The 23,874-nt window shown below is 64.9% G+C and carries 28 protein-coding genes; 7 read left to right on the forward strand and 21 right to left on the reverse strand.

Going from position 1 to position 23,874, the window contains the following annotated elements; translation table 11 throughout:
- Positions 1–110: 110 nt before the first annotated feature.
- The 4 genes from RPS27_RS31515 to RPS27_RS31530 form a co-directional block, all read right to left on the reverse strand.
- Positions 111–1,091 (reverse strand): beta-ketoacyl-ACP synthase III, encoded by a 981-nt coding sequence (locus RPS27_RS31515; protein WP_194407762.1) that lies wholly within the window; start codon positions 1,089–1,091, stop codon positions 111–113.
- A complete protein-coding gene (plsX, locus tag RPS27_RS31520; RefSeq protein WP_212068280.1) occupies positions 1,088–2,149 on the reverse strand; it encodes a phosphate acyltransferase PlsX in 1,062 nt (353 codons plus the stop codon). The genes RPS27_RS31515 and plsX overlap by 4 nt, the downstream gene beginning before the upstream one ends.
- Positions 2,150–2,448: 299 nt before the next feature.
- Entirely contained in the window at positions 2,449–3,018 is a 570-nt protein-coding gene (locus tag RPS27_RS31525) for a DUF177 domain-containing protein (RefSeq protein ID WP_212068281.1), read from the reverse strand.
- The gene (locus RPS27_RS31530) at positions 3,015–3,566 is read right to left on the reverse strand and encodes a ubiquinol-cytochrome C chaperone family protein (RefSeq protein WP_212068282.1); all 552 of its coding nucleotides are present in this window, start codon (positions 3,564–3,566) and stop codon (positions 3,015–3,017) included. Before RPS27_RS31530 ends, RPS27_RS31525 begins: the two co-directional genes overlap by 4 nt.
- A gap of 98 nt (positions 3,567–3,664) precedes the next feature.
- On the opposite strand from RPS27_RS31530, the gene RPS27_RS31535 reads away from it, so the two are divergent.
- Together RPS27_RS31535 and RPS27_RS31540 are read left to right on the forward strand one after the other, a co-directional pair.
- A complete protein-coding gene (locus RPS27_RS31535; RefSeq protein WP_211416742.1) occupies positions 3,665–4,192 on the forward strand; it encodes an outer membrane protein assembly factor BamE in 528 nt (175 codons plus the stop codon).
- 206 nt (positions 4,193–4,398) lie between these two features.
- A complete protein-coding gene (locus tag RPS27_RS31540) occupies positions 4,399–5,388 on the forward strand; it encodes a Bug family tripartite tricarboxylate transporter substrate binding protein (RefSeq protein ID WP_211417479.1) in 990 nt (329 codons plus the stop codon).
- A gap of 140 nt (positions 5,389–5,528) precedes the next feature.
- Here RPS27_RS31540 and RPS27_RS31545 read toward each other — a convergent pair whose 3' ends face one another.
- The 5 genes from RPS27_RS31545 to RPS27_RS31565 are packed head-to-tail and all read right to left on the reverse strand — an operon-like array spanning position 5,529 to position 9,196.
- Positions 5,529–5,801 carry an acyl carrier protein gene (locus RPS27_RS31545; RefSeq protein WP_211416741.1) on the reverse strand — a complete coding sequence of 91 codons (273 nt, stop codon included), beginning with the start codon at positions 5,799–5,801 and terminating at the stop codon, positions 5,529–5,531.
- The gene (locus tag RPS27_RS31550) at positions 5,798–7,273 is read right to left on the reverse strand and encodes a hypothetical protein (RefSeq protein ID WP_313754925.1); all 1,476 of its coding nucleotides are present in this window, start codon (positions 7,271–7,273) and stop codon (positions 5,798–5,800) included. The genes RPS27_RS31545 and RPS27_RS31550 overlap by 4 nt, the downstream gene beginning before the upstream one ends.
- 35 nt (positions 7,274–7,308) lie before the next feature.
- A complete protein-coding gene (locus RPS27_RS31555) occupies positions 7,309–8,859 on the reverse strand; it encodes an amino acid adenylation domain-containing protein (RefSeq protein ID WP_212068284.1) in 1,551 nt (516 codons plus the stop codon).
- A complete protein-coding gene (locus RPS27_RS31560; protein ID WP_211416738.1) occupies positions 8,856–9,056 on the reverse strand; it encodes a hypothetical protein in 201 nt (66 codons plus the stop codon). Before RPS27_RS31560 ends, RPS27_RS31555 begins: the two co-directional genes overlap by 4 nt.
- Entirely contained in the window at positions 9,053–9,196 is a 144-nt protein-coding gene (locus tag RPS27_RS31565) for a hypothetical protein (protein ID WP_211416737.1), read from the reverse strand. Before RPS27_RS31565 ends, RPS27_RS31560 begins: the two co-directional genes overlap by 4 nt.
- Positions 9,197–9,568: 372 nt before the next feature.
- Between RPS27_RS31565 and RPS27_RS31570 the strand changes: the two genes are divergently transcribed.
- A complete protein-coding gene (locus tag RPS27_RS31570) occupies positions 9,569–9,997 on the forward strand; it encodes a MerR family transcriptional regulator (protein ID WP_194407752.1) in 429 nt (142 codons plus the stop codon).
- On the forward strand, positions 9,936–10,352 hold the full coding sequence (locus RPS27_RS31575; protein WP_194408273.1) for a carboxymuconolactone decarboxylase family protein: 417 nt from the start codon (positions 9,936–9,938) through the stop codon (positions 10,350–10,352). Before RPS27_RS31570 ends, RPS27_RS31575 begins: the two co-directional genes overlap by 62 nt.
- A 105-nt stretch (positions 10,353–10,457) precedes the next feature.
- On the opposite strand, the gene RPS27_RS31580 is transcribed toward RPS27_RS31575, so the two are convergent.
- From RPS27_RS31580 to RPS27_RS31635, 12 genes are all read right to left on the reverse strand, one after another.
- Positions 10,458–12,578 carry a sodium-translocating pyrophosphatase gene (locus RPS27_RS31580; protein ID WP_194407751.1) on the reverse strand — a complete coding sequence of 707 codons (2,121 nt, stop codon included), beginning with the start codon at positions 12,576–12,578 and terminating at the stop codon, positions 10,458–10,460.
- Between the two features lie 235 nt (positions 12,579–12,813).
- The gene (gene thiL / locus RPS27_RS31585) at positions 12,814–13,839 is read right to left on the reverse strand and encodes a thiamine-phosphate kinase (protein WP_212068285.1); all 1,026 of its coding nucleotides are present in this window, start codon (positions 13,837–13,839) and stop codon (positions 12,814–12,816) included.
- Positions 13,840–13,986: 147 nt separating this feature from the next.
- The gene (gene nusB, locus RPS27_RS31590; protein ID WP_211416735.1) at positions 13,987–14,481 is read right to left on the reverse strand and encodes a transcription antitermination factor NusB; all 495 of its coding nucleotides are present in this window, start codon (positions 14,479–14,481) and stop codon (positions 13,987–13,989) included.
- Between the two features lie 4 nt (positions 14,482–14,485).
- Complete coding sequence (gene ribH, locus RPS27_RS31595; RefSeq protein ID WP_194407748.1) at positions 14,486–14,977, reverse strand: 6,7-dimethyl-8-ribityllumazine synthase; 492 nt, start codon at positions 14,975–14,977, stop codon at positions 14,486–14,488.
- A gap of 111 nt (positions 14,978–15,088) precedes the next feature.
- Entirely contained in the window at positions 15,089–15,697 is a 609-nt protein-coding gene (locus tag RPS27_RS31600; RefSeq protein ID WP_194407747.1) for a riboflavin synthase, read from the reverse strand.
- The gene (ribD, locus tag RPS27_RS31605; RefSeq protein WP_211416732.1) at positions 15,697–16,845 is read right to left on the reverse strand and encodes a bifunctional diaminohydroxyphosphoribosylaminopyrimidine deaminase/5-amino-6-(5-phosphoribosylamino)uracil reductase RibD; all 1,149 of its coding nucleotides are present in this window, start codon (positions 16,843–16,845) and stop codon (positions 15,697–15,699) included. Before ribD ends, RPS27_RS31600 begins: the two co-directional genes overlap by 1 nt.
- Entirely contained in the window at positions 16,842–17,324 is a 483-nt protein-coding gene (gene nrdR, locus RPS27_RS31610) for a transcriptional regulator NrdR (RefSeq protein WP_011087793.1), read from the reverse strand. The genes ribD and nrdR overlap by 4 nt, the downstream gene beginning before the upstream one ends.
- A gap of 15 nt (positions 17,325–17,339) precedes the next feature.
- Entirely contained in the window at positions 17,340–18,638 is a 1,299-nt protein-coding gene (gene glyA, locus RPS27_RS31615; RefSeq protein ID WP_212068286.1) for a serine hydroxymethyltransferase, read from the reverse strand.
- Positions 18,639–18,906: 268 nt separating this feature from the next.
- A complete protein-coding gene (locus RPS27_RS31620; protein WP_194407744.1) occupies positions 18,907–19,128 on the reverse strand; it encodes a hypothetical protein in 222 nt (73 codons plus the stop codon).
- A 37-nt stretch (positions 19,129–19,165) separates the two neighbouring features.
- Positions 19,166–19,402 carry a hypothetical protein gene (locus RPS27_RS31625; protein WP_211416731.1) on the reverse strand — a complete coding sequence of 79 codons (237 nt, stop codon included), beginning with the start codon at positions 19,400–19,402 and terminating at the stop codon, positions 19,166–19,168.
- 201 nt (positions 19,403–19,603) lie between these two features.
- Complete coding sequence (gene ldtR, locus RPS27_RS31630; protein WP_018320040.1) at positions 19,604–20,122, reverse strand: transcriptional regulator LdtR; 519 nt, start codon at positions 20,120–20,122, stop codon at positions 19,604–19,606.
- 467 nt (positions 20,123–20,589) lie between these two features.
- The gene (locus tag RPS27_RS31635; RefSeq protein WP_212068287.1) at positions 20,590–21,075 is read right to left on the reverse strand and encodes a DUF6163 family protein; all 486 of its coding nucleotides are present in this window, start codon (positions 21,073–21,075) and stop codon (positions 20,590–20,592) included.
- 124 nt (positions 21,076–21,199) lie between these two features.
- Here RPS27_RS31635 and hemB point away from each other — a divergent pair, with 124 nt between their 5' ends.
- The 3 genes from hemB (at position 21,200) to RPS27_RS31650 (ending at position 23,862) form a co-directional block, all read left to right on the forward strand.
- Complete coding sequence (gene hemB, locus RPS27_RS31640; protein ID WP_211416730.1) at positions 21,200–22,261, forward strand: porphobilinogen synthase; 1,062 nt, start codon at positions 21,200–21,202, stop codon at positions 22,259–22,261.
- Positions 22,262–22,423: 162 nt separating this feature from the next.
- Positions 22,424–22,963 (forward strand): RDD family protein, encoded by a 540-nt coding sequence (locus tag RPS27_RS31645; protein ID WP_194407740.1) that lies wholly within the window; start codon positions 22,424–22,426, stop codon positions 22,961–22,963.
- 122 nt (positions 22,964–23,085) lie between these two features.
- On the forward strand, positions 23,086–23,862 hold the full coding sequence (locus tag RPS27_RS31650) for an arginyltransferase (protein WP_063194860.1): 777 nt from the start codon (positions 23,086–23,088) through the stop codon (positions 23,860–23,862).
- The last annotated feature ends 12 nt before the right edge of the window (positions 23,863–23,874 follow it).

Below are 23,874 nucleotides of genomic sequence, written 5' to 3' on the forward strand. Positions count from 1 at the left end.
AACAATTGTTGTCTGAAATTATGAGCTTACGATACGGCGGTCAACAGCGCTCATCAATGCAGGCGCATCGATAATCCAGCTGATTCCGGCAAAATTTATCGACTGTGGCTCTACCAACGCACCAGCGCGGAGCCCCAGGTGAAGCCGCCGCCCATGGCTTCCAGCAGCACCATATCGCCCTTCTTGATGCGGCCGTCCTTGCGCGCCACCGTCAGCGCCAGCGGGATCGAGGCCGCCGAGGTGTTGCCGTGGCGGTCCACCGTCAGCACCACCTTCTCCGGCGCGATGTGGAGCTTGTGGGCGGAGGCGTCGATGATTCGCTTGTTGGCCTGGTGCGGCACGAACCAGTCGATGGTCTCGGCATTGAGCCCGGTCGCCTGGAAGGCGTCGACGATGACGTCGGTGATCATGCCGACCGCATGCTTGAAGACCTCGCGGCCTTCCATGCGCAGATGACCGACGGTCTGGGTCGAGGATGGCCCGCCGTCGACGAACAGCTTTGCCTTGTGGCGGCCGTCGGAGCGCAGATGCGTGGTCACGACGCCGCGGTCGGTCGCGGCGTTGCCCGGCTGCTCCTGCGCCTCCAGCACAACCGCGCCGGCGCCGTCACCGAACAGCACGCAGGTGCCGCGGTCGTTCCAGTCGAGAATGCGCGAGAAGGTCTCGGCGCCGATCACCAGCGCGCGCTTGAAGGCGCCGGTGCGCAGGAAATTGTCGGCGGTGGCGAGCGCGAACACGAAGCCCGAGCACACCGCCTGCAGGTCGAAGGCCGCGCCGTGATTGATGCCGAGCGCGTTCTGCACGGCGACCGCGGTCGCGGGAAAGGTGTTGTCCGGCGTCGAGGTCGCCAGCACGATGAGGTCGATCGACTGCGCGTCCACGCCGGCATCGCCGAGCGCGGCCTGCGCCGCCCTGATCGCCAAATGCGAAGTGAACTCGCCCTCGGCCGCGACATGCCGCTCGCGAATGCCGGTGCGCTGCACGATCCACTCGTCGGAGGTGTCGATACGCGCCGCCAATTGGGCGTTGGTCACCACCTGCTCCGGCAGATAGGAGCCGCAGCCGAGCACGACCGAACGAATTTGAGTCACGAAACAGCCTCCTGCGCGGCCTGCACGGAATTGAGTGCACCACCCTCGCGGTTGAGCATCTGATTGATCTTGTTCAGGAGATCGTAGTGAGCCATCTCATAGCCAACATCGATCGCATAGGCAAAGCCTTCGGCGCTGGTTCCGCCGTGGCTCTTGACCACCAGTCCATTCAAACCCAGGAACACGCCGCCATTGGACTTGTTCGGGTCCATCTTGTCCCGCAGGGCCTGGAAGGCGCTGCTGGCAAAGAGATAACCGAGCTTGGACAGCCAGCTCCGTTTCATCTCGTTGCGGAGTAATTCGGCCATCTGCCGGGCGGTTCCCTCGGCGGCCTTGAGCGCGATGTTGCCGGCATAGCCTTCGGTCACGATCACGTCGGCGACGCCCTTGCCGATGCCGTCGCCCTCGACGAAGCCGATATAATCGAGCTCCGGCAGGTTCCGCGCCCGCAGGATTTCCCCGGCCTCGCGAATCTCCTCGTGGCCCTTGATCTCCTCGGTCCCGATATTGAGCAGGCCGACCGTGGGCCGCTTCTTGTCGAACAGCACGCTGGCCGTCGCCGCCCCCATGAGCGCGAGCGACACCAGATGGTGCGCGTCGCCGCCGATGGTGGCCCCGAGGTCCAGCACGACGGATTCGCCGCGCTTTGTCGGCCATATCCCCGTGATCGCCGGACGGTCGATCCCCTTCAGCGTGCGCAAGTGGAAGCGCGACATCGCCATCAACGCGCCGGTATTGCCGGCGGAGACTGCGACATCCGCCTCGCCCTTCTTCACCGCGTCGATGGCAAGCCACATCGAGGACGTCTTGCGGCCGCGCCGCAGCGCCTGGCTCGGCTTGTCCGAACCGCTGACGGCAACGTCGGTATGGGTGATCTTCGAGGCGGCCTTGAGCTCGGGATGCTTCTCGAGCTCGGGCTCGATCTTGGCGCGGTCCCCGACCAGCAGGAACTCGGTGTCGCGATGCCTGCCAAGCGATATGGCCGCGCCCGGAATGACCACGGCGGCGCCGGCGTCGCCCCCCATGGCGTCAAGCGCAATACGAACCTTGCTTGGCATAAAAGTCCTGGAAAACCTGATCTGGTGCGGTCTTGCGCGAGCGGGGCCGCAGAATGAGTTCGCCATGGACATGGCGACCGGTCAGGCGCCACGCCGCGCCCCGACCGGGGCGCGACAATAGCGTTTTGTTATCCCGAAACAACCTCTTGCCCCCAGCCTTTTGCATCCGGGGCGATCCGCGGGCGAACCCCGGAATTTGCAAGAAATACATTGAAATCAGCTAGATAAGGAGCCTTTTGAAACCATCCAGGCAGATGCCTCGTGCACCGTTGCAAGCCTATCCCAAGGGCAAGGGCCGGCTATTCGCCCTTCTTGTTGTCCTGCAGCGCCTTCAACGCGGCGAAGGGATGGTCCTCCGGGTCGGGCGCGGTGACCTCCGCCTCGAACACGGCGCCCTCCTTGCGCGGATAGGGGTCGACCGCCAGGAACAGCGCGTCGGTGGCGATCCGGCCAAGATCGATCATGCCATTGACGATCGGTTCCGGCGGATCAATCACCTCCGGCGGCTCCTCGTCGTCCTGCCCCTCCTCGATCAGGTCGGCCATGCGGCGCACCTCGGCCTCGGGGGCGAACATCAGGTCCACGTCCTCCTCGATCTCGCTCTCCATCGGATCCAGCGTGACCACGCAGGTCTGGCCGACCCTGGCCCTGATGGTACCGGTCACCTGAACCCGGCCGCCGCTCCTGGGCACGACGTCGAGGTCGGCGTGGGCGGCCAGGACCTCCCGCAGGCCGCCGACCTCGGCGATGGCCTGCCGCTCGGCGGCGGAGGCCTCGAGCTTGCGATGCAGGCCGGTGTCGGGGATCTGCGCGACGATGACCGGGGAGCGCCAGGGATCAGGCCTGGATTCGGCATTCGATCGACTCATGGCGTGAGATCCTCCCTGGGCGCCGGGGGAAACGTGAAGGACGCGGCCAGCAGCGCGGCCTCGCCGGTCCGGCCGAGATCGGCCTCGCTGGCCCGGGCATAGGCCGCGAGCAGTCTGGCCTGATCGAGGCCGGTCCCATTCAAGATATTCTTGCAGATCGCCTCCGCCAGTGCTTCGCCGCCGGCCTCGATGGCCTGGTCATAGGCCTGAACCCGGCCGTAAAAGGCCTCGCCGAAGGCCCGCATCCGCTTCGGCACGGTCTGGTCGCCGATCCCCATCTCGCGCAGATTGTCGTCCATGTCCTCGCAGAAGCGGTCGAACAGCGCCTGCGACAGCTCGGTGGCGCTTTGAACCGTGCGCAGGCGCCGCAGCAGCAGCCACAGATGCAGCAGCAACAGATCGAAACGCCCGTTAACCGTGTCGGGCACGCCCAAGTCCCGGTAAAATATGGGTTCTCGCGCCTGCGTCACGATCATGCCATAGATGGCTTCAATGGTGCCCCTCGGGGTTACCAGGGGTTTCCTGAAGTGATTGAACGGCCAAAGCATTGTGGTTTCCGCAAGCGGGCGCGCGCGTGTTGCATTCAGACGCCCTGCCCGGTACTTCAGCGCCTCGCGCGACGCAAGGGGACGGAATCAGTTCCGCTATGACGATAACGATCGAGACCAGCCAGCGCGCGGTTAAGCGGCGCGGCCTTCATGCACGTTGGCGTGGCGCTCATTTGCGCTGGCGCGGCGCTTATTCGCGTTGGCGCGGCCTGCGCCTGCTTGCCGCCGCGGCTCTGGTCGGCGCCGCGCTTGCGGGCTGCACCGGCGAGCAATTCCAGAAGGGTTACATCCTGCCGCCCGGCGCGCTGGAGCAGATTCCGATCGGCGCGAGCCAGGATCAGGTGCTGATCGTGATGGGCACGCCCTCCACCGTCGCAACCCTCGACGGCGAAGTGTTCTACTACATCTCGCAGCGCTCGGAGCGCATGGTCGCCTTCATGAACCAGAGGGTGGTGGACCAGCGCGTCATCGCGATCTATTTCGACAAGAACCGGCGCGTGCGCCGGCTTGCGAATTACGGCCTGCAGGACGGCAAGATCTTCGACTTCATCAGCCGTACGACGCCGACCTCGGGCCAGGAGATGAGCTACCTCACGCCGCTGTTCAAGCTGCTCAGCTTCAACTGAGGTCTCGACAAGCGTTTTCGCGCGACGCCAATTCCGCCGCAAGGTAAATGGGCTCGCGCCTGCGGCGTCGTGCCACCCTTCGCGCGCTCTTTGCCGTCGCGCGCGACTTGCCGTCGCACCCGCGGTTTCCTACGCTCCCTGCAAAGCAAAAAGCTGGGAGCGGATTCGTGTCCAAGAAACTTCAGAACACTCAATTTCAGAACACTTTGCTGTCCCGCCGCCGCGTGCTCACCGCGGCTGCCGGCATTTCGGCCGCAGCCATCCTGCCGCGATCGAGCCTTGCGGACTGGAAGCCGACCGAAAACGTCCGTCTCGTGGTGCCGGCCGCGGCCGGCGGCTCGACCGACGTGATGGGCCGGCTCCTGGCCGCGCATCTGCAAACCGCATGGGGCCAGTCGGCCGTCGTGGAAAACCGCTCCGGCGGCGGCGGCACCATCGGCACGGCCGAAGTGGTCCGCGCCAAGCCTGACGGCCATACCATCCTGATCGGCAATCCCGGTCCGAACGCGATCGCCTACAGCATCTTCAAGAACCTAACCTACAAGCCGGACCAGCTTCAGCCCGTCAGCAACATCATCCGGATCCCGAACATCGTGTCGGCGCATCCGAAGACCGGCATCAAGTCGATCGCCGAGCTGATCGCCTATCTCAAGGCCAATCCGGACAAGCTCAGCTACGCCTCCTCGGGCGTCGGCCAGAGCCCTCACCTCACCGGCGCCTGGTTCCTCCAGCTCACCGGGCTGAAGATGACGCACATCCCGTTCCGCGGCGCCGGCCCCGCGCTGCAGGCCGCACTCGCCGGCGACATCCAGATCCTGTTCGACAATCTCTATCCAAGCCTGCCGCAGGTACAGAACGGCACGCTCAACGGTCTCTGCGTCACCACCACCGAGCGCAGCGACCTCGCGAAGGACCTGCCGACCATGCGCGAGAGCGCGCCGGAATTGGCGAGTTTCGACGTCTCGTCGTGGTTCTCGGTGTTCCTGCCGAAGGGCGTCTCACCCGAGGTGCTGAACGCGCTCAATCTTCAGGTCAAGGCGATGCTGGAGCGCGACGACATCAAGAAGCAGATCCTCGCCATGGGCGCCCGCGCCGACTACGGCACGCCCGAGCAATTCGCCGCCTTCGTGGACGCCGAGACGAAGAAGTTCGCCGGCATCATCCAGAAGGAAGGACTGCAGATGGACGTGCAGTGACGCTGCGACGAACCGGCATCCCGCCTTGCGCGAGAGCGTGCTAAAGCGCGATGAGATTTGGATGAATCGTCATCGCGCTTTAGGCTCTTGTTTGCGCATGATCTTTCGGAAAACCGCTTCGCACTTTTCCGGATCATGCTTTAGGCGGGCTCGGCCGACGGCTGTCCGACCAGATCGGCGATGGCCGAAATCGAGTCCAGGCGCGTCAGGTCGAAACCGATGTCGGCAAAGTTGATCCCGTAGTCGGTCTCGATGCTCATCACCAGTTCGACTGCGTCGAGTGAATCGAGACGCCCGCTGGTGAACAGCAAATCCTCGTCATGAAGCGGCGCGCCGTCGCCCTTCGTGAGCAGGCGCTGCTCGATATAGCGCCGCATTTGCGATCTGATTTCGGGGCCGGCTTTCGCGGTCATGTCGTCACTCCCAGGAGATAGAACAGGAATTCGGCGCGTTGCCAGAGCGTGTGCTCGCGGTCCAACGGCGCGTCGAAGACGTGGATGAGACAGAAGAAGGTCAAGACCCACAGGCAAGGCAGCACGCGGCGACGCAGCCAGCCACGCGAGGCCGGCTGCGGCGCGCGGCGCATTTGCGACAGCCCGACGCTGACGGCGAGCACAAACGTGTAGAACGCATGCGACTGCTCAGCGACCAAGGCCCGCCACAGGCCCATGTCGCCGACGAAATGAATGTCGCGGATGAAATGGAACAGCAGGTTGCCGACGCACGCCGCCATGAAGGTGGCGAAGAACATGCGCAGCCGGCGATGACCGCGGAAATAGCGAACGAAGGTCGGGTAGAAGAAGTGATCGACCAGCAGCTCCTTGTAATAGAAGTAATAGCGATTCCAGAACTCGGCGATCGTCGTCGATTCCAGCGGCCGCCAAGTGTTGCGCAGCAGGCGAAAACCGGCCAGCCGCGCCGTCGCGATGATGACGCCGCCGAACACCGTCATGCCCAGGACGTCCTGCACGAAGAAGCTGACGAGGCTGGCCCACCCGACAAGACGCGGCAAGGGAGAGCCTGCGAGATAGTGCAGCAGGCTGTCGTCGAACAAGGGCAGCTGCAAATGACCGTGGACGAGCACGCCGAGACAGAGCCTGACGTTCGCCAGCAGCAGGCTCCAGGCCGCGAGCTTGATCCCCTTCAATTGCGTAACTGCGAGCTCCTCGGGCGTCTTGGCCTCGAAGCGTTCGAGGTAGGACAGTCCCTTCCCGACCGGCGTCAGCGACGATCCCCAGAACGGATGAAAGACGCTCAAGCGTTGCCATATCGGAGACGGCGTCCTGCCGGCATCGGCCAGACCGTAAGCGAGGAACCAGAGATAAGGCTGTGATGTCATCAGAAACGACCAAAGCAGCACGCGCGGCATGCCGGCTGTCATCTCCGCTTGCGTCAGCGCGACGAGCCCCAGGAATGCGAGCACCAGGCTGAGCGTCGGACGGCGAAGCGCCGTGCCGGCTGAACCCTGCATGGCCAGCAGTCCCGCAAACAGCGCGAACACCGCTAGCAGCGTGACCGCCTCCAGCAGCGGCTGATGGATTCGGTCCGCAACGCCTTCGTTGACGGCCACCCGCTCGAGAAACGCGCGGTCGATCAGGAACCCGCTCCGGTAAAGCAGCAGCACCGTTGCGAAGAGGATCAGGACGCGCCGGTACCGCCCGGCATAGGCGCACGCCAGCGCGAGACCTGCCGCCGAGAAATCCATATGGATCTGCCAGAACAGCACGGCGAGCAGCGCGACCGTGCAGCACAAGAGCACGCGGCCGCGACCCCGCTGCAGGCCTGCCACGAGATTCGGGTCCCGATCGATCTGGGGGATCAACCGCCACGACGGCTTCGCGAGAAAGCCCGTGGCCGCGTCGTAGGACTGGCTCTCGACGCTCATTGGAATGCGCGCATGAGTGCTGCGGGCGATGGCATCTACGATGCCCTCGCGGCGGCCTCGCCAAGCAGCGCGGCGACCGAGCGCCGGTCCGCCTTGCCATTGGCGTTGACGGGAATGTCCTCCAGCCAGATGAAGCGGCTCGGCACCATGTAGGCCGGAAGGCGCGCGGCGCAGTGCTGGCGCAAATCGCTGTCCGCCGTTCGCGCGCCCGAATAGGCGGCCAGGAGCCGGCTTGCGCCGCCGGCATCGTGAAGCACCACGGCGAGGGCGCGGGTGATGCCCTTGCATGCCGCCAGAGCATGGTCGATCTCTTCCAGCTCGACCCGATACCCCCGGAGCTTGACTTGATTGTCCGCACGACCGCGAAAACGGAGCACACCCGTTTCGGCATGGGCCTCCACGAGGTCGCCGGTCCGGTAGAGGATCGATCGATAGCCGTCGACCAGAGGGTCTTGACGGAAGCGGCGGGCCGTCTCCTGCGGATTGTTGATGTAGCCGAGCCCGACGCACGGGCCTCCCAGCCACAGCTCGCCGGCGATGCCCGCGGCGACCGGCTGCATGTCCTCGTCCAGAATGCGGTAGCTGAAATTGGGATTGAGCCGTCCCAACGGCGCCAACCCGTCGTTGGTGTCAAACACGGACTCGATGATCTCGAAGCCGCTGCAGATGCAGCTCGTCTCGGTCGGGCCGTAACAGTTGATCAGCCTCGCTCTGCCGGCAAACGCGTCGTGGAAACGGCGCAGCCGCGCCAGCGGAAATCCTTCGCCACCGAACATGAAGCGGCTGACGCTCGGCAGCCATTCGGGACTCAACAGGTGCATGGAGTCCAGGAACATGAAGAGTGTCGGCACGGCAAAGAAGAACGTGCACTGATGCCTCGTGATCTCCGCCACCAGCTCCGCGGGCGGCCTTCCCTTCAGCGCATCGAGCGCCACAATGGCCGCGCCGTTCAGCAGTCCGGCATAGATGTCGAAGACCGAATTGTCGAAGTAGTTCGGGTTGACGTTGGTCAGCCGGTCTTGCGGTCCAATTCCAAGGTCGCTCCTCGCCCACGCGATCAAGTGAAGCACGCCCTGATGGGGAATGACCACGCCCTTCGGCTCACCCGTCGATCCCGAGGTGAACATGACATAGGCCGGATCGGTCCCGGTGATCAGAGACGTCAGTTGCAGATTGTCGTCGTCAAGCTTCGACAACTCATGATGCAAGGCCGCTCGGGCGCCTGCATTGCCGATCACCGTCCGCGGTCCAATCCCCTCGCGCACGCTGACGATCTCGGCGGGCCGGCATCGCTCCAGCATCAACCGGGCCCGTTCCGCCGGGGCCGCGGGATCCAGGAACGCATAGGGCGCACCGATCTTGATGCAGGCCAGCGCAAGACCATAAGCCTCGGCAATCTTCGGCAGCTCAAGACACACGACGGCGCCCTTGCCCACGCCCCGCGACGTCAGCCATCGCGCCAACCGGTTCGCCGATTTGTTCAGCTCTGAGAACGTGCAACTGTCGCCTTCGCAGAACAGCGCGACAGCGTCCGGCGCGCCCGCCACGACCTCCTCAAAGCGCAGCCCCAAATTACCGGCGGTCATATCGCGGCCTCGTCCGCTTCATGGACGCCGGGATGGTCCGGCGCGGGCGACAACGAAGATGCGATCTCGGCAAAATCGCGCTGGTTGAGCGCAATCACGGCCGCTGGCAATTCCAGTTCCGGAAACCTCGTCCGCAACATGGTCCCGAACTCAATGCCAAGATGCTGAAGAAACGCGGCGGCCATCGGGTCGGTCACCAACGGCCTGTCCTGACCAGCCAGAACGCGATCTTGAACCGGCGCCCGTCGGGGGTTTGCTCGATGCTGACGACGGCGTTCGTCACGCCCGGATGCGCCATCAGAGCGCGCTCAATCTGGCTCATCGGCAGCGCACCCAACGGACCCTCCTGTGGCAGCCGGCAAGCAACGGGTACCTAACCATGTCGCGACCGCGCACGATGTGAATGGACTCCCAGGCCCGCGGCGGAGCTGGCCAGGTGCCGGCGGCAATCTCCCGTATTCTTAGAGTGCAGCCGGTTAAACAACCTTAAATGTGATGCACGCCCAGGATGCAGAGCTCCGGCATCCTCCAGTCCAGGTTCCGCCTTCGGATAGCGCGTCGGAGGCGGCTTGGACCGCGCCCGAGACATGGCTCGACCGGACCTGCCGACCGCCGGCGGCGCGACGCTCGCACGGTCCGGGCCAGAATGTCCCTTGACTTAGAGCGCGCTCGAACTCGTAGTTTGCCTGCGTCGTGATGAGAGACAGACATGAAGATCGGCGAACTTGCGAAGCGGTCCGGACTGACGGCTCATACGATCCGCTACTACGAGCGGATCGGACTGTTGCCTTACGCCGACCGGGATCGATCCAGCCGACGTGACTACGACGCCTCGATCCTTGCCTGGATCGAGTTTCTCGGCCGCCTGAAGACAACAGGCATGCCGATCCGGGACATGCTGCTTTACGCGGACCTCCGGGATCAGGGCAGCGGCACCGAAGCCGAGCGGCGGGCGCTGCTGGAGCGCCACCGCGAAAGCGTCCGTGCCCACGTCGACGAGCTCAATGCCTGTCTTCTCGTCCTCGACACCAAGATCGGCGGTTATGCCGAAACGGAACAGAGGATGAAGGATTATGATGCAACACTTTCCGAACGCCGGCGAAAGCCGGTTGGAGCGCGGTCGGCGCGCACTCGCTGAAATCGACGGAGAGGCCGGCCACAAGGTCGTGGCGGCGCTTGGCGAGATCGCCCCGGACTTCGCCACCTATATATTCGAGTTTCCATTTGGCGACATCTACTCACGGCCCGGGCTCGACGTCCGTTCGCGCGAGATCGCGACGATCGCAGCGCTCGCGGCCCTGGGCAACGCCGCACCTCAGCTCAAGGTACATATCGAGGCGGGTCTGAATGTCGGGCTCGGCCGAGAGGAGATTGTCGAGATCCTGATGCAGATGGCCGTCTATGCCGGCTTCCCGGCTGCCCTCAACGGCCTGTTCGCAGCGAAGGAGGTCTTCGCGCAAAGAGCCGAGGACGGATCGGAGCCGAAAGCCTGAGGTTCACCCCTCGATATGTTTCGTCGTGCAGCCGGACCGCGCCGCCCCCAACGAAAAACCCCGCGGCTTGCGCCGCGGGGTTTGTCTTGAGCCTCTACCCGCCGCTCAGTGCGCCAGGATCGCCAGCAGCAGCAAGGCCACGATGTTCGTGATCTTGATCATCGGGTTCACCGCGGGGCCCGCCGTGTCCTTGTAGGGATCGCCGACGGTGTCGCCGGTGACAGCCGACTTATGGGCATCAGAGCCCTTGCCGCCGAAATGGCCGTCCTCGATGTACTTCTTGGCGTTGTCCCAGGCGCCGCCGCCCGAGGTCATGGAGATCGCGACGAACAGACCCGTCACGATGACGCCGAGCAGCATGGCGCCGACCGCGGAGAACGCGGCCGACTTGCCGGCCACGCCGCCACCCGCGATCGCGTAGATCAGGAAGTAGACGACGATCGGCGACAGCACCGGCAGCAGCGAGGGGATGATCATCTCCTTGATCGCTGCCTTCGTCAGCAGGTCGACCGCCTTGCCGTAATCAGGCTTGTCGGTGCCCTGCATGATGCCGGGCTTCTCGCGGAACTGACGCCGCACCTCCTCGACGATGGCGCCGGCCGCCCGCCCGACGGCGGTCATGCCCATCGCGCCGAACAGGTAGGGCAACAGGCCGCCGAACAGCAGGCCGACAACCACGTAGGGATTGTTCAGCGAGAAGTCCGGATTGACGCCGGCGAAGTAGGGATACTTCGCGGAGCCGGCAACGAAGTACTTGAGATCCTCGTTGTAGGCCGCGAACAGCACGAGAGCGCCCAGACCGGCCGAGCCGATCGCGTAGCCCTTGGTCACCGCCTTGGTGGTGTTGCCGACCGCATCGAGCGCGTCGGTCGATTTGCGCACCTCCTTGGGCAGTCCCGCCATCTCGGCGATGCCGCCGGCATTGTCGGTGACGGGGCCGAAGGCGTCGAGGGCGACGATCATGCCGGCCAGTGCCAGCATGGTGGCGGTCGCGATCGCGATGCCGAACAGGCCGGCGAGGCTGTAGGTGACCAGGATGCCGGCGATGATCACGATCGCAGGCAGCGCGGTCGCTTCCATCGAGATGGCAAGGCCCTGGATCACGTTGGTGCCGTGGCCGGTCACCGAGGCCTGGGCGATCGACTTCACCGGACGGTAGTCGGTGCCCGTGTAGTATTCGGTGATCCAGATGATCAGCGCGGTGACGACGAGGCCGACCACGCCGCATTCGAACAGCGCCATGCCGGTGTAGTTGACGCCCTCGAGCTTGCCGAAGCCGATCAGATAGTAGATCACCAGCGCAATGCCGATCAGCGACAGGACGCCAGTTGCGATCAGGCCCTTATAGAGCGCGCCCATGATCGACTGGCTCGGCCCGAGCTTGACGAAGAAGGTGCCGATGATCGAGGTGATGATGCAGATGCCGCCGATCGCGAGCGGCAGCGTCATCATGTTGGCGAGGATCGGCGTCTTGGCGAAGAAGATCGCCGCCAGGACCATGGTGGCGACGGCCGTCACCGCGTAGGTCTCGAACAGGTCGGCAGCCATGCCGGCGCAGTCGCCCACGTTGTCACCGACGTTGTCGGCGATGGTGGCGGGATTGCGCGGATCGTCCTCGGGGATGCCGGCCTCGACCTTGCCGACGAGATCGCCGCCGACGTCCGCACCCTTGGTGAAGATGCCGCCGCCGAGACGGGCGAAGATCGAGATCAGCGAGGCGCCGAAGCCGAGCGCAACCATGGCGTCGATCACGGTACGGCTGTCAGGCGCAAGCTTCAAGGAATGGACCAGGAAGGCAAAGTAGAGGGTCACCCCTAGCAGTGCGAGACCTGCGACCAGAAGGCCGGTGATCGCGCCCGCCTTGAAAGCGAGTTCGAGGCCGCCGGCAAGCGAGGTCGTCGCAGCCTGGGCCGTCCGCACATTGGCCCGGACGGAGACGTTCATGCCGATGAAGCCGGCCGCCCCCGACAGGACGGCGCCGATCAAAAATCCGATCGCGACATAGAGACCGAGGAAATAGGCAAGCAGCACGAAGATGACGATGCCGACGATGCCGATCGTGGTGTACTGGCGCCGCAGATACGCCTGTGCGCCTTCAGCGACCGCTCCTGCGATCTCCTGCATGCGCGGCGACCCCGCATCCGCGCTCAACACCGAAGACGTCGCCCAAATCGCGTAGACGACGGAAAGCACTCCGCAGAGCACTATCAACCATAATGCTGTCATGTGATGTTTGCCTCAGATCCTTGATGTACCCCCGGCGCCTTTTATTGTCCGTTGTGCAGTGCGGCGCCTTGATTTCGAACAAAGCCGCCCCTTGCCCAAAAGGGGCGGCTTCAGTCAGCCGCAAGCTTGCCAAAATCAAATTGAGGGTGCAACGCCGGATAAGGCCGAAAACGCCGATCTCGGCAGGTATTTAGAACCAAGTGCTGAGAACCAAGATGCCGGTTTGGAGCGATTCCTAGAAGTGGCTGTAGGACAGCCGCGTCAAAGCCAGTTCCTGGCCCTGTCCGTCCAGGAATCGCGGCTTCTGCGTCCCTGCGACGATCGTGCCGATCGCCGTGACGGCAAGGCCGGCCGCCCGCCCCGCGGCAATCAGCGCATCGGCTTGCGCCGGCGGGACCGTGCACAGCACCTCGTAATCGTCGCCTCCCGCGAGCAGCGTCTCGACGCCAACGACGTTGCGGGCGACCAGGCCTGCTGCCGCGGCCGAGAGCGGCACGCTTGCCACATCGACCGTGGCCGAGACGGCGGACGCCGCGCAGAGCTTCACCAGATCGCCGGCGAGCCCGTCGGAGACGTCCATCGCCGCGGTCGCATGATCGCGTACGGCCCGCGCCAGCACATTGCGCGGCTGCGGCACGCGATAGCGCGAGACCAGGGCGTCCTTTGCGGCGGGACTGTTTGCGAGCGCTGCCGCGGCAGCGCCGCCGGTGAGCACGTCGAGGCCGAGCGCAGCGTCGCCGATCGTGCCCGTCACCAGGATGCGATCGCCAGGCCTTGCGCCGGTGCGGCCGATCATACGCCCCTGCGGCACGCGGCCGAAGGCCGTGATCGAGATCATCTGCGGACCCGGCGTCGAGACCGTGTCGCCGCCGAGCAGAGGACAAGCGAATTCCCTGGCGTCTTCGCCCAGCGCATCCGCAAAGGGCCGCAGCCAGGCATCCTCCTTGCTGCGCAACGCCAGCGTCAGCACGAAGCCCGCCGGCACCGCGCCCTTGGCGGCGAGATCGGACAGGTTCACCCGCAGCGCCTTGCGCGCGATGGTGCCGGCCGGATCGCCGGCAAGATAGTGCACGCCCTCGACGACGGCATCTGTGGTGACGACGATGTCGTCGCCGGACGACGACAGCACCGCGGCGTCATCGACCAGACCGAACGCACCGGGATCGGTCGCCAGCGGCTTGAAATAGCGCGCGATGAGGCTGTCTTCGGCGGAGGGATTTTGTGGGTTTGCCACTGGCTTATCCCCACAAACAGGTGTCATCGCCCGGCTCGACCGGGCGATCCAGTATTCCAGAGACGCTCGTGTCAAATCGATAGGCCGCGGCGTACTGGATCACCCGCCTTCGCGGGTGATGACAGCGGAGAATGGGGCTCGCGTATTGCTTCAATGCAACGCCCCCCAGCACGACTATCGCCCGAACTCGTCGCCGCGAAACTGGCGGCCGATCTGGTCGAGCACCGCGTTGACCATGCCGGTCTCCTCGCGGTCGACGAAGGCATTGGCGACGTCGACATATTCGGAAATGACGACGCGGCCCGGCACGTCCCTGCGATGCTCCAGTTCGTAGGCCCCCGCCCGCAGCACCGCGCGCAGGATCGCCTCGATCCGCTTCAACGGCCAGCCCTTCGACAGCGCCTCGTCGATCAGGGGATCGAGCTTCTTCTGGTCGCGTACGACGCCAGACACGACGTCGCGGAAGAAGGCGGCTTCCGCCGGCAAGTAAGTGTCGCCCTCGACCTCGTTGCCGAGCCAATGGCTCTCGAACTCGGCGAAGATGTCGTTGATGCCGGCGCCAGCGATGTCCATCTGGTACAGCGCCTGCACGGCCGCGAGCCGCGCCGCACCGCGCCGGTTCGCTTTCTTCTCGTTAGGCCCCGCCGGCTTTTTGGTGTTGTCGGCCATGGCTCTAGGCCCGCGCCAGACGGCGTTTGATGCGCAGCATCGCGAGCGCCGCGCGCGCGGCATCACCGCCCTTGTTGAGCTCGCTGGCGCGCGCCCGCGCCCAGGCCTGGTCCTCGTTGTTGACGGTGAGGATGCCGTTGCCGAGCGGAAGCTTGCGCGCAACCGCGAGGTCCATCAGCGCGCGCGAGGATTCCTGCGAGACGATCTCGAAATGAATGGTGTCGCCACGGATCACGCAGCCGAGCGCGATCACCGCGTCATAAGGCTTGCCGTTCGCCGCAGCCGCATCGATCGCGATGGCCACGGCGGCCGGAATTTCCAGCGCGCCCGGAACCGTGATGACGTCATGGCTCAGGCCTGCCGCCTTCAGCTCGGCAATTGCGCCGTCCAGTAGTGCGTCCTGGAGATCGTCATAGAACCGCGCCTCGACAATCAGCGCGCGCGCGCCGGAAATGTCGGTCTGGTCCTTCAGGGGTGCGCGCCGCGCGTCTGCCATGGTCTACCTATTCTGTCATTGCCGGGCTTGACCCGGCAATCCATCGGGCAAGCCCCTCATAAGAGGATGGATGCGCGGGTCAAGCCCGCGCATGACGAACTTTATGCGCCGTCACTTCATTTCCGTCAGCCGCGCCGCATAGCGGGCCATCAGATCGACCTCGATATTGACCTCACTGCCCGCCTTCCAGCCACCGATCGTGGTCACCGTCAGCGTGTGCGGGATGATCAGCACCGAAAAGGTCACGTCCTTCACCGTATTGACCGTCAGCGAGACGCCGTCGAGCGTGATCGAGCCCTTGGTGGCGATGAACCGGGCCAGCTCCCGCGTGGTCGAGAGCTCGAACCGGGCCATGTCAGGCAGGTCCTCGCGGCTGACGATGGTCGCAATGCCATCGGCGTGGCCGGCGACGATGTGGCCGCCGAGCTCGTCGCCGATCTTGAGCGCACGCTCGAGGTTGAGCTTCGTGCCCTGCTTCCAGTGCTTCGCTGTCGTCAGCGCCAGCGTTTCCGCCGCCGCATCGACGTCATACCAGGTTTTGTCGCCTGCGACGCCGGAAGCAACCACCGTCAGACAGACGCCGTTGCTGGCGATCGAGGCGCCGTCGGCGATTGTGGTCTGATCGTAGCTGCAGGCAATACGCAGCCGGTGCAGCTGGCCCTGTGCCACGGGCGTGAAACTGACGATCTCGCCGATATCGGTGACAATGCCGGTGAACATTACGCGCGCTCGTAGACGGTGAGAGTATCCTTGTCGAATGTTTCGCTAGCATGAACCTTGTAGGCCTGCGACTGCGTGATTTTCGACAGGGGCAATGCATCGAGCGCATCGACGCCGTCACTGCCGACCGCTTCCGTGCCGCGGAACAGCCAGATCTCGTCGACCAGACCGGCCGCGACGAACGAGGACGCCACCCGGCTGCCGCCCTCGACCATCAGGCGGGTGATGCCCTTCCCGGCCAGCGCCCGCAGCACCGCCGGCAGATCGAGCCCGGAGGCATTTGCCGCCGGGACACGGATCACTTGCGCGCCGGTCGCACCCAGCCGCGTCGCCGCGGCGGCTTCCGCGAGCTCAGACCCCACCACCCAGAGCGGCGTCTCGCGCGCGGAGCCTATCAGTCTGCTTGCGCCGGGAAGCCGCAGGCTCTGATCGAGCACCACGCGCACCGGCGAGCGCGCCGCCATGCCCGGCAGGCGGCAGGTGAGAAGCGGATCGTCCGCCAACACCGTTCCGATGCCGACCAGGATGGCATCGCTCTGCGCGCGCAGCAGATGCACGCGATTGCGCGCCGCTTCCCCGGTGATCGCGACCGGCTTGCCGCCGGCCGCGCCGATCTTGCCGTCGGGCGACACCGCGAGCTTCAGGATCACATGCGGGCGCTTGTCGCGGATGCGGCGGAAATGTCCGGCATGGTCGAAGGCGGCTTCCGCCGCGCACAGACCCACGTCCACAGTAATGCCGGCGGCGCGCAGGCGCGCATGGCCCTGCCCCGCAACTTCCGGATTGGGATCCTCGATCGCCGCCACCACGCGCTTGATGCCGGCCGCGATCACCGCATCGGCGCAAGGCGGCGACTTGCCGAAATGCGAGCACGGCTCCAGCGTGACGTAGAGCGTGGCGCCGCGTGCCGCTTCACCTGCCCGCCGCAACGCCTCGGGCTCGCCATGCGGCCGCCCGCCCGGTTGCGTCCAGCCGCGACCAACGATGACCCCGTTCTTGACGATGACCGCACCGACGGCCGGATTGGGCCAGGTGCGCCCCTGCCCGCGCCTGCCCAGCGCCAGCGCCAGCCGCATGAAGCGAAGATCGGCGTCCTTGGCCTCGCGGGCCTTCTGCGCGTACTGGTCTTCCAGGATACGGAAGATCATTTGCGGATCGCGGCGAGCCGCGCTTCCTCCTCACCGGAGAGCTCGCCGAGCACATCGGCGAAATCCTTGGCCTCGCGGAAATTGCGGTAGACCGAGGCGAAGCGCACATAGGCGACGTCGTCGAGCGTGCGCAGATGCTCCATCACGGTCTCGCCGATTACCTCGGACGAGATCTCGGCCTCGCCCCCGGTCTCGAGCTCGCGCACGATGGTGGAGACCATCTTCTCCACGCGCTCCGGCTCGACCTGACGCTTGCGCAAGCTGATCTGCACCGAGCGCATCAGCTTGTCGCGATCGAACGGCACGCGGCGGCCGTTGCGCTTGATCACCGTGAGCTCGCGCAGCTGCACGCGCTCGAAGGTGGTGAAGCGGAAGTTGCAGGCGACGCATACGCGCCGCCTGCGGATCACGGACGAGTCCTCGGTCGGACGCGAGTCCTTCACCTGCGTATCGAGACTGTTGCAGTTTGGACAGCGCATCCGCTTGACCCAACCTTACTGATAGATCGGGAACCGATCGGTGAGCGCCTTGACCCGTTCCTTGATCGCAGCTTCCACCAGCGGCGCCTTGCCGTCGGCGGACTGCGCGATCGCGTTGAGGACCTCGGCGATCATGCCGCCGACCTGCTGGAATTCGGCGACGCCAAAGCCGCGCGTGGTCGCCGCCGGCGTGCCCAGACGAATGCCGGAGGTGACGAACGGCGACTCGGGGTCGAACGGAATGCCGTTCTTGTTGCAGGTGATGGCGGCGCGAACCAGCGCCTTCTCCGAGGCGTTGCCCTTCAGGCCCTTCGGCCTGAGGTCGACCAGCATCAGATGGTTGTCGGTGCCGCCGGAGACGATGTCGAAGCCGTGGCCCTTCATCGCTTCCGCCAGCGCCTTGGCGTTCTCGACGACGTTCTTGGCATAGACCTTGAAATCCGGACGCAGCGCCTCGCCGAAAGCGACCGCCTTCGCCGCGATCACGTGCATCAGGGGGCCGCCCTGCAGGCCCGGGAAGATCGCTGAGTTGAACTTCTTGGTCAGCGTCTCGTCATTCCACAGCATCAGGCCGCCGCGCGGGCCGCGCAGCGATTTGTGCGTCGTCGTCGTGGTGATGTGCGCGTACGGCACGGGCGAGGCATGGACGCCACCGGCAACGAGGCCGGCGAAGTGCGCCATGTCGACCAGGAGATAGGCGCCGACGCTGTCGGCGATCTCGCGGAAGCGCTTGAAATCCCAGGCGCGGGAATAGGCCGAGCCGCCGGCGACGATCAGCTTCGGCTTGACCTGTTCGGCCTGCTTGGCGACCGCATCCATGTCGATGATCTGGTCCTCGCGGCGCACGGTGTAGTGCGCGGCCTTGAACCATTTGCCGCTCATGTTGACGGGCGAACCGTGGGTGAGATGGCCGCCGGCCGCGAGATCGAGACCCATGAAGGTGTCGCCGGGCTGCAGCAACGCCAGAAACACCGCCTGGTTCATCTGGCTGCCGGAGTTCGGCTGCACGTTGGCGAAGTTCGCGCCGAACAGCTTCTTGGCACGATCGATCGCGAGGTTCTCGGCGACGTCGACCCACTCACAACCGCCGTAATAGCGCGCGCCCGGATAACCCTCTGCGTACTTGTTGGTCATCACCGAACCCTGCGCTTCCAGCACGGCCCGGCTGACGATGTTCTCGGAGGCGATCAGTTCGACCTCATGGCGCTGCCGGCCGAGTTCGCCCTTGATGGCGGCGGCGATTTCCGGGTCGGCCTGCTCGAGCGAGGCGGTGAAAAACGAATCGGGCGCGGAGGCGGTCTGGGCTGACGTCATCTTGAGAATATCTCCACCGCCGCAGCCTTGTGGCGGGCTACGGGCGGTCTGGTGTGGCGATCGGAAGCGGCGCGCGCGATCTACCACATCGCCCGCAACAGGCCAAGGGTTTGCGGGTCGAGGACCGGATTTATGCCAGATATGGTGGAGAACGGAGTTTTCGGGGATCGGCCGGTTCGAGAAAACCGCCCGTCCGCCTCATCCGGAATGGGGCCGCTTCGGCCCTAGCTGCTCATGCCTGGAGGCGCGGACTCCGGCTGGCGTCGCCTTACAGCCCGGTATACCCCGCCTTCACCGGGTCCACGCTGCCGTCGAGCTGGCGCAGATAGGTCAGGCCACACACCGTCAACCTGTGCGGGTCCTTCTCACCGGCTTCCATCAACGTGGTGAGATAGCTCGTGACCTTGGCCCGCGCCTCCTCGCTGGCCGCGGCGGTGCGGTTGGCGAGCAGGTCATAGGTCTGCATGATGCGGTCGATCGCGGCTTCCATGGCACCCTCTGGTTCTCTTGGATTTTCGGAGTCTTGATCAGGCAACCGCGCGAGCCTCGGACTGCGTCTCGAACCAATTGATCGCCTTGTTGGCGAGCCTGATCTTGTTGAATTCGCCGCGCTGGATCAGCTTGATGATGACCTCGAGCAGGCGTTCGTCGGTGACGAGCGTATCGGGGATGGCGCCGGAGCGGCGAAGGTAGTTCGCCGCGATCGCGTAGGCCTCGCTCACGAGTTCCACGTTCATCGCCTGAAGCCCGCGCTCGACCAGCATCGTCCTGTCTCCGATCCGAAGGAAATAAGCGCCGGACCCGGAACTGGTTCCTCGCATCCGAGATTTTTTTCGCAGTGCAAAAATGTAAACGCACCGGTCCGGGGCAACTCCGGACCAGTGCGCTTGGGGAAGTCAGGCACGTCCAGGGCAGGCTTGCCGGTCTTGTTGCGGGCCGGCTTGGCCTTGGTCCCTTCAGAAAACTCAGAGACGATAGAGGATCTGGTCGGTCCAGAACCGCTCGAGGCGGTGCAGCGACTTGTTGAGGGTCGAGAATTCCTCACCCGAGATGCCGCCGACCTGCTCCACCGTCTTGACGTGCTTCTGGTAAAGCGCATCGACGATGCGGCGGACTTCCTGGCCCTGCGGGGTCAGGCGAATGCGCACCGAGCGGCGATCGACGCGCGAGCGCTGATGATCGAGGAAGCCGAGCTCGACGAGCTTCTTCAGATTGTAGGAGACGTTGGAGCCGAGATAGTAGCCGCGCGTGCGCAGCTCGCCCGCGGTCAGCTCCTTGTCGCCGATGTTGTAGAGCAGGAGCGCCTGCACCGAGTTGATGTCCGCACGGCCGCGGCGATCGAATTCGTCCTTGATCACGTCGAGGAGCCGGCGATGCAGCCGCTCCACCAGAGTCAAAGCTTCCAGATAGAGCGACTGCACCGAACCCTGCTGGCCGGAGACGCGCTCTGCGGTATCTGCCGCAGTTGCGACGGCTTTCATCATGACACTTCCCCTGTTGTCGTTTTTATCGACACTTATTCGACGAAACTTGTGTCCCGTCTGATAGGTGCAACTTAAGGGGCTCGTTTGAAGATCGGCTTAAATAAGAGAATAAAGAGATCATGAATTTAAGACAGTGAATTGCGGATTAAGCCTGTGCCACAAGCACTTTTCGCAACCCTCTGTTGACCTTCGCAAGGTCCTGTTCACCCTCCGTCCGCCCCTGTTGTCGCATTCCAGAACAGCCCCGGTTCGTTTCGAAACGGGCGCGTAAGAGCTGTGGCGGAACCGCCCTGGTCAACGAAAACTTACCGCAAATTTTAGGCAACCAGCGGTCAACCAAACACAACACTCTCGTGTCCCGGACAAGCGCCGCAAAGCGGCGCGCAGAGCCGGGACCCGGATGTTTCAAAGCGAGAACGCGGAGAGATGGCCCCGGACGCCCGCAATTTTTGCGGCGACGTCGTCGCCTATGGCGGCCGTTCGCGCGCGGCCATCCAAGCCAGCGCGAGATAGGCGGCGAGCATGAAGGCCTCGACGCCGACGACGATCAGGCTGCCGCCGTAGATGCCCGGGAACATCAGCTCGATCACCGCCATCGACACCACGGTCGTCAGCCACACCACCGCGCCCCACGGCGTTGCCAGCCACAGGCCGACCGCGGCGACCAGCTCGATCACGGCGAAGTAGACCGTCGCGGCCTGCCAGGCCATCGCCTGGTTCTCGAACGCCTCGTCCTCGCCGCCGACAAAGCCCGTGACCTGCGCCCAGTGATAGAGACCTTTCAGGATCGAGAGCAGCGCCATCACCCGCAGGAACAGCACCAGGCGGCGCGTCCAGACATTGTCGTCGGACTCGGCCCGCTCCGACGAGATCGCAGCGACGGACATCGCATTGTCTCTGGCAGTGTCCCTGGCGCCGTCGCGGGCCGCATCGCGGGTGGAAATCTCGGACATGAGCCCCTTCTGGCTGCTTCGCCCTGCAAAATCAATCGGCTACCCATCCCTTGCGGCAGGTCAAGCCGCGGTGACGGGAACCGTGCGAGCTGGTATAAGAATAATTCCAGCCGGAGGAAGAGTGATGGCGATCAAATACGGACGTCCGATCGAATTGCGCGAGGTTTCGCGCAGCGAGGGCACCGCGGTGCCCCATGCCCTCGATCTGACCGTCCGGCCGCGCCGCAACCGCAAGGCCGAATGGGCCCGGCGCATGGTGCGGGAGAACGTGCTCACCACCGACGATTTGATCTGGCCGCTGTTCCTGATCGACGGCAACAACAAGCGCGAGCAGGTCGCCTCGATGCCCGGCGTCGAGCGCCTCAGCGTCGACCAGGCGGTGCGCGAGGCCGAGCGCGCCATGAAGCTCACCATCCCCTGCATCGCGCTGTTTCCCTACACCGAGCCGTCCTTGCGCGACGAGGAAGGCTCCGAGGCGACCAACCCGAACAATCTGGTCTGCCAAGCCGTGCGCGCGATCAAGAAGGAGTTTCCGGAGATCGGCCTGCTCTGCGACGTCGCGCTCGATCCCTTCACCAGCCACGGCCATGACGGCCTGATCTCCGACGGCAGGATCTTGAACGACGAGACGGTCGCCGTGCTGGTGCGCCAGGCCCTGGTGCAGGCCGAAGCCGGCTGCGACATCATCGCGCCCTCGGACATGATGGACGGCCGCGTCGCCGCCATCCGCGAGGGGCTGGATCGCGCAGGCCAATCCGACGTGCAGATCATGGCCTATGCGGCTAAATACGCCTCCGCCTTTTACGGCCCGTTCCGCGATGCCATCGGCTCGGCCAAGACGCTGACCGGCGACAAGCGCACCTACCAGATGGACAGCGCCAATTCCGACGAGGCCCTGCGTGAGGTCGAGCTCGACATCGCCGAGGGCGCCGACATGGTGATGGTGAAGCCCGGCATGCCCTATCTCGACGTGGTCCGCCGCGTGAAGGACACCTTCGCGATGCCGACCTTCGCCTACCAGGTCTCGGGCGAATACGCGATGATCGCGGCCGCCGCGAACAACGGCTGGCTCGACGGCGAGCGCGCGATGATGGAGAGCCTTTTGGCGTTCAAGCGCGCCGGCGCCGACGGGGTGCTGAGCTATTTTGCGCCGAAGGCAGCGGAGAAGCTGCGGACGCAGGGGTAAGCCTCACGACATTATCGGCGCTCAACCGCCAGCCTCTCCCGCCCCCGAATCGCCGGAATATTTCGGCTTGTTAATCCCAGCACACCCTTGGCACGCGGACGGGCTGTTCCCATGTCCTGCCACGGGAGCTTCCCCCTTGAGCTTCCCCTTGGGAGAACGGACATGTCGTATTCGGACTCGGGCAATGCCTGGCGCAATGATGGCGGGGTGCAACCGCACGCCTACGACCCCTATTTGCACCCGGAACAGTTCCGCGGCGTCGCGACGCGCCGGGCCTTCGCCTTCCTGATCGACATGGTCGTGATCTCGGTGCCGGTGATCCTCGGCTACCTCTTCATCGCGTTGTTCGGCGTGGTCACGCTCGGCCTCGGCTGGGCGCTGTTCTGGCTGGCCTGGCCGGCCTCGGTGATCTGGGCCATCGTCTATTATGGCGCTTGCATCGGCGGTCCTTCGTCGGCGACGATCGGCATGCGGCTGATGGATCTGGAGCTGCGCACCTGGTACGGCGCGCCCGGCTATTTCGTGCTCGGGGCCACCCATGCCGTGCTGTTCTGGGTGACCGTCTCGTTCCTGACGCCCTTCGTGGTGCTGGTCGGCCCGTTCAACAGCCGACGGCGCCTGCTGCACGATTTCGTGCTGGGAACGGTCGTGGTCAACAATTCCGTCCGCGCGCCCGTGCCGCAGGCTTCGAGGACCTGGTGATCAACCGCCTACTAACCGGGATCCGTTAAGCTGACTGCTGATCTGCCTTGCCGAGCAGACCAATTGACCGGGGGCTTCCGTAGCGCGATGCTGACATTCACTTCGGAGGCCCACGACGTCCCTTGACCCAGCACTCGCGCGACACCCCCCAATTTTACCTGACGGCGCCCTCCCCGTGCCCCTATCTGCCGGGCCGGCATGAGCGCAAGGTGTTTACGCACCTCGTGGGTGAGCGCGCCGGCGACCTCAATGACCTCCTGACCCATGGCGGATTCCGCCGCAGCCAGTCGATCGCCTACCGGCCGGCCTGCGACCAGTGCCGCGCCTGCGTCTCGGTCCGGGTCGTTGCCAACGAGTTCCGCCCCTCCCGCAACTTCCGCAAGGTGATGGCGCGCAATGCCGACATCATCGGCGAGCAGCGCAGCGCGGTGCCGACCTCCGAGCAGTATTCCGTGTTCCGTGCCTATCTCGACGCCCGCCACCGCCACGGCGGCATGGCCGACATGACGGTGCTCGATTACGCCATGATGGTCGAGGACAGCCACGTCGAGACCCGCATCATCGAGTATCGCAAGCGCGGCCCCGACAGCGGCATCACCGGCCGCGGCGAGGAGCTGATCGCGGTCGCGCTCACGGACGTCCTCAGCGACGGCCTGTCGATGGTCTATTCGTTCTTCGAGCCGGGCCAGGTCTCACGCTCGATGGGCACCTTCATGATCCTCGACCACATCGCCCGCGCCCGCAGGCAGGGACTGCCTTACGTCTATCTCGGCTACTGGATCGAGGGCTCCAAGAAGATGGACTACAAGGCCCGCTTCCTGCCGCAGCAGCGCCTCGCCCCCTCGGGCTGGCTGCGCATCGACGCCCAGGGCGATGCGGCATCCGAGCCGCAGGACTGACACCTTCCGGGA

Origin of the sequence: Bradyrhizobium sp. WYCCWR 12699 (assembly GCF_032144035.1) — a bacterium.
GTDB lineage: Bacteria > Pseudomonadota > Alphaproteobacteria > Rhizobiales > Xanthobacteraceae > Bradyrhizobium.

Excerpts from the sequence above, each read along its gene's own strand:
- plsX (WP_212068280.1), bottom strand. The coding sequence starts at position 2,149 with ATGCCAAGCAAGGTTCGTATTGCGCTTGACGCCATGGGGGGCGACGCC.
- RPS27_RS31645 (WP_194407740.1), top strand. The coding sequence starts at position 22,424 with ATGTCGTATTCGGACTCGGGCAATGCCTGGCGCAATGATGGCGGGGTG.
- RPS27_RS31535 (WP_211416742.1), top strand. The coding sequence starts at position 3,665 with ATGACGATAACGATCGAGACCAGCCAGCGCGCGGTTAAGCGGCGCGGC.
- RPS27_RS31570 (WP_194407752.1), top strand. The coding sequence starts at position 9,569 with ATGAAGATCGGCGAACTTGCGAAGCGGTCCGGACTGACGGCTCATACG.
- ldtR (WP_018320040.1), bottom strand. The coding sequence starts at position 20,122 with ATGATGAAAGCCGTCGCAACTGCGGCAGATACCGCAGAGCGCGTCTCC.
- RPS27_RS31575 (WP_194408273.1), top strand. The coding sequence starts at position 9,936 with ATGCAACACTTTCCGAACGCCGGCGAAAGCCGGTTGGAGCGCGGTCGG.
- hemB (WP_211416730.1), top strand. The coding sequence starts at position 21,200 with ATGGCGATCAAATACGGACGTCCGATCGAATTGCGCGAGGTTTCGCGC.
- RPS27_RS31545 (WP_211416741.1), bottom strand. The coding sequence starts at position 5,801 with ATGACCGCGAAAGCCGGCCCCGAAATCAGATCGCAAATGCGGCGCTAT.
- RPS27_RS31625 (WP_211416731.1), bottom strand. The coding sequence starts at position 19,402 with ATGCTGGTCGAGCGCGGGCTTCAGGCGATGAACGTGGAACTCGTGAGC.
- RPS27_RS31530 (WP_212068282.1), bottom strand. The coding sequence starts at position 3,566 with ATGCTTTGGCCGTTCAATCACTTCAGGAAACCCCTGGTAACCCCGAGG.
- thiL (WP_212068285.1), bottom strand. The coding sequence starts at position 13,839 with ATGACACCTGTTTGTGGGGATAAGCCAGTGGCAAACCCACAAAATCCC.
- ribH (WP_194407748.1), bottom strand. The coding sequence starts at position 14,977 with ATGGCAGACGCGCGGCGCGCACCCCTGAAGGACCAGACCGACATTTCC.
- nrdR (WP_011087793.1), bottom strand. The coding sequence starts at position 17,324 with ATGCGCTGTCCAAACTGCAACAGTCTCGATACGCAGGTGAAGGACTCG.
- RPS27_RS31635 (WP_212068287.1), bottom strand. The coding sequence starts at position 21,075 with ATGTCCGAGATTTCCACCCGCGATGCGGCCCGCGACGGCGCCAGGGAC.
- RPS27_RS31600 (WP_194407747.1), bottom strand. The coding sequence starts at position 15,697 with ATGTTCACCGGCATTGTCACCGATATCGGCGAGATCGTCAGTTTCACG.
- ribD (WP_211416732.1), bottom strand. The coding sequence starts at position 16,845 with ATGATCTTCCGTATCCTGGAAGACCAGTACGCGCAGAAGGCCCGCGAG.
- nusB (WP_211416735.1), bottom strand. The coding sequence starts at position 14,481 with ATGGCCGACAACACCAAAAAGCCGGCGGGGCCTAACGAGAAGAAAGCG.
- RPS27_RS31550 (WP_313754925.1), bottom strand. The coding sequence starts at position 7,273 with ATGAGCGTCGAGAGCCAGTCCTACGACGCGGCCACGGGCTTTCTCGCG.
- glyA (WP_212068286.1), bottom strand. The coding sequence starts at position 18,638 with ATGACGTCAGCCCAGACCGCCTCCGCGCCCGATTCGTTTTTCACCGCC.
- RPS27_RS31555 (WP_212068284.1), bottom strand. The coding sequence starts at position 8,859 with ATGACCGCCGGTAATTTGGGGCTGCGCTTTGAGGAGGTCGTGGCGGGC.
- RPS27_RS31620 (WP_194407744.1), bottom strand. The coding sequence starts at position 19,128 with ATGGAAGCCGCGATCGACCGCATCATGCAGACCTATGACCTGCTCGCC.
- RPS27_RS31525 (WP_212068281.1), bottom strand. The coding sequence starts at position 3,018 with ATGAGTCGATCGAATGCCGAATCCAGGCCTGATCCCTGGCGCTCCCCG.
- RPS27_RS31580 (WP_194407751.1), bottom strand. The coding sequence starts at position 12,578 with ATGACAGCATTATGGTTGATAGTGCTCTGCGGAGTGCTTTCCGTCGTC.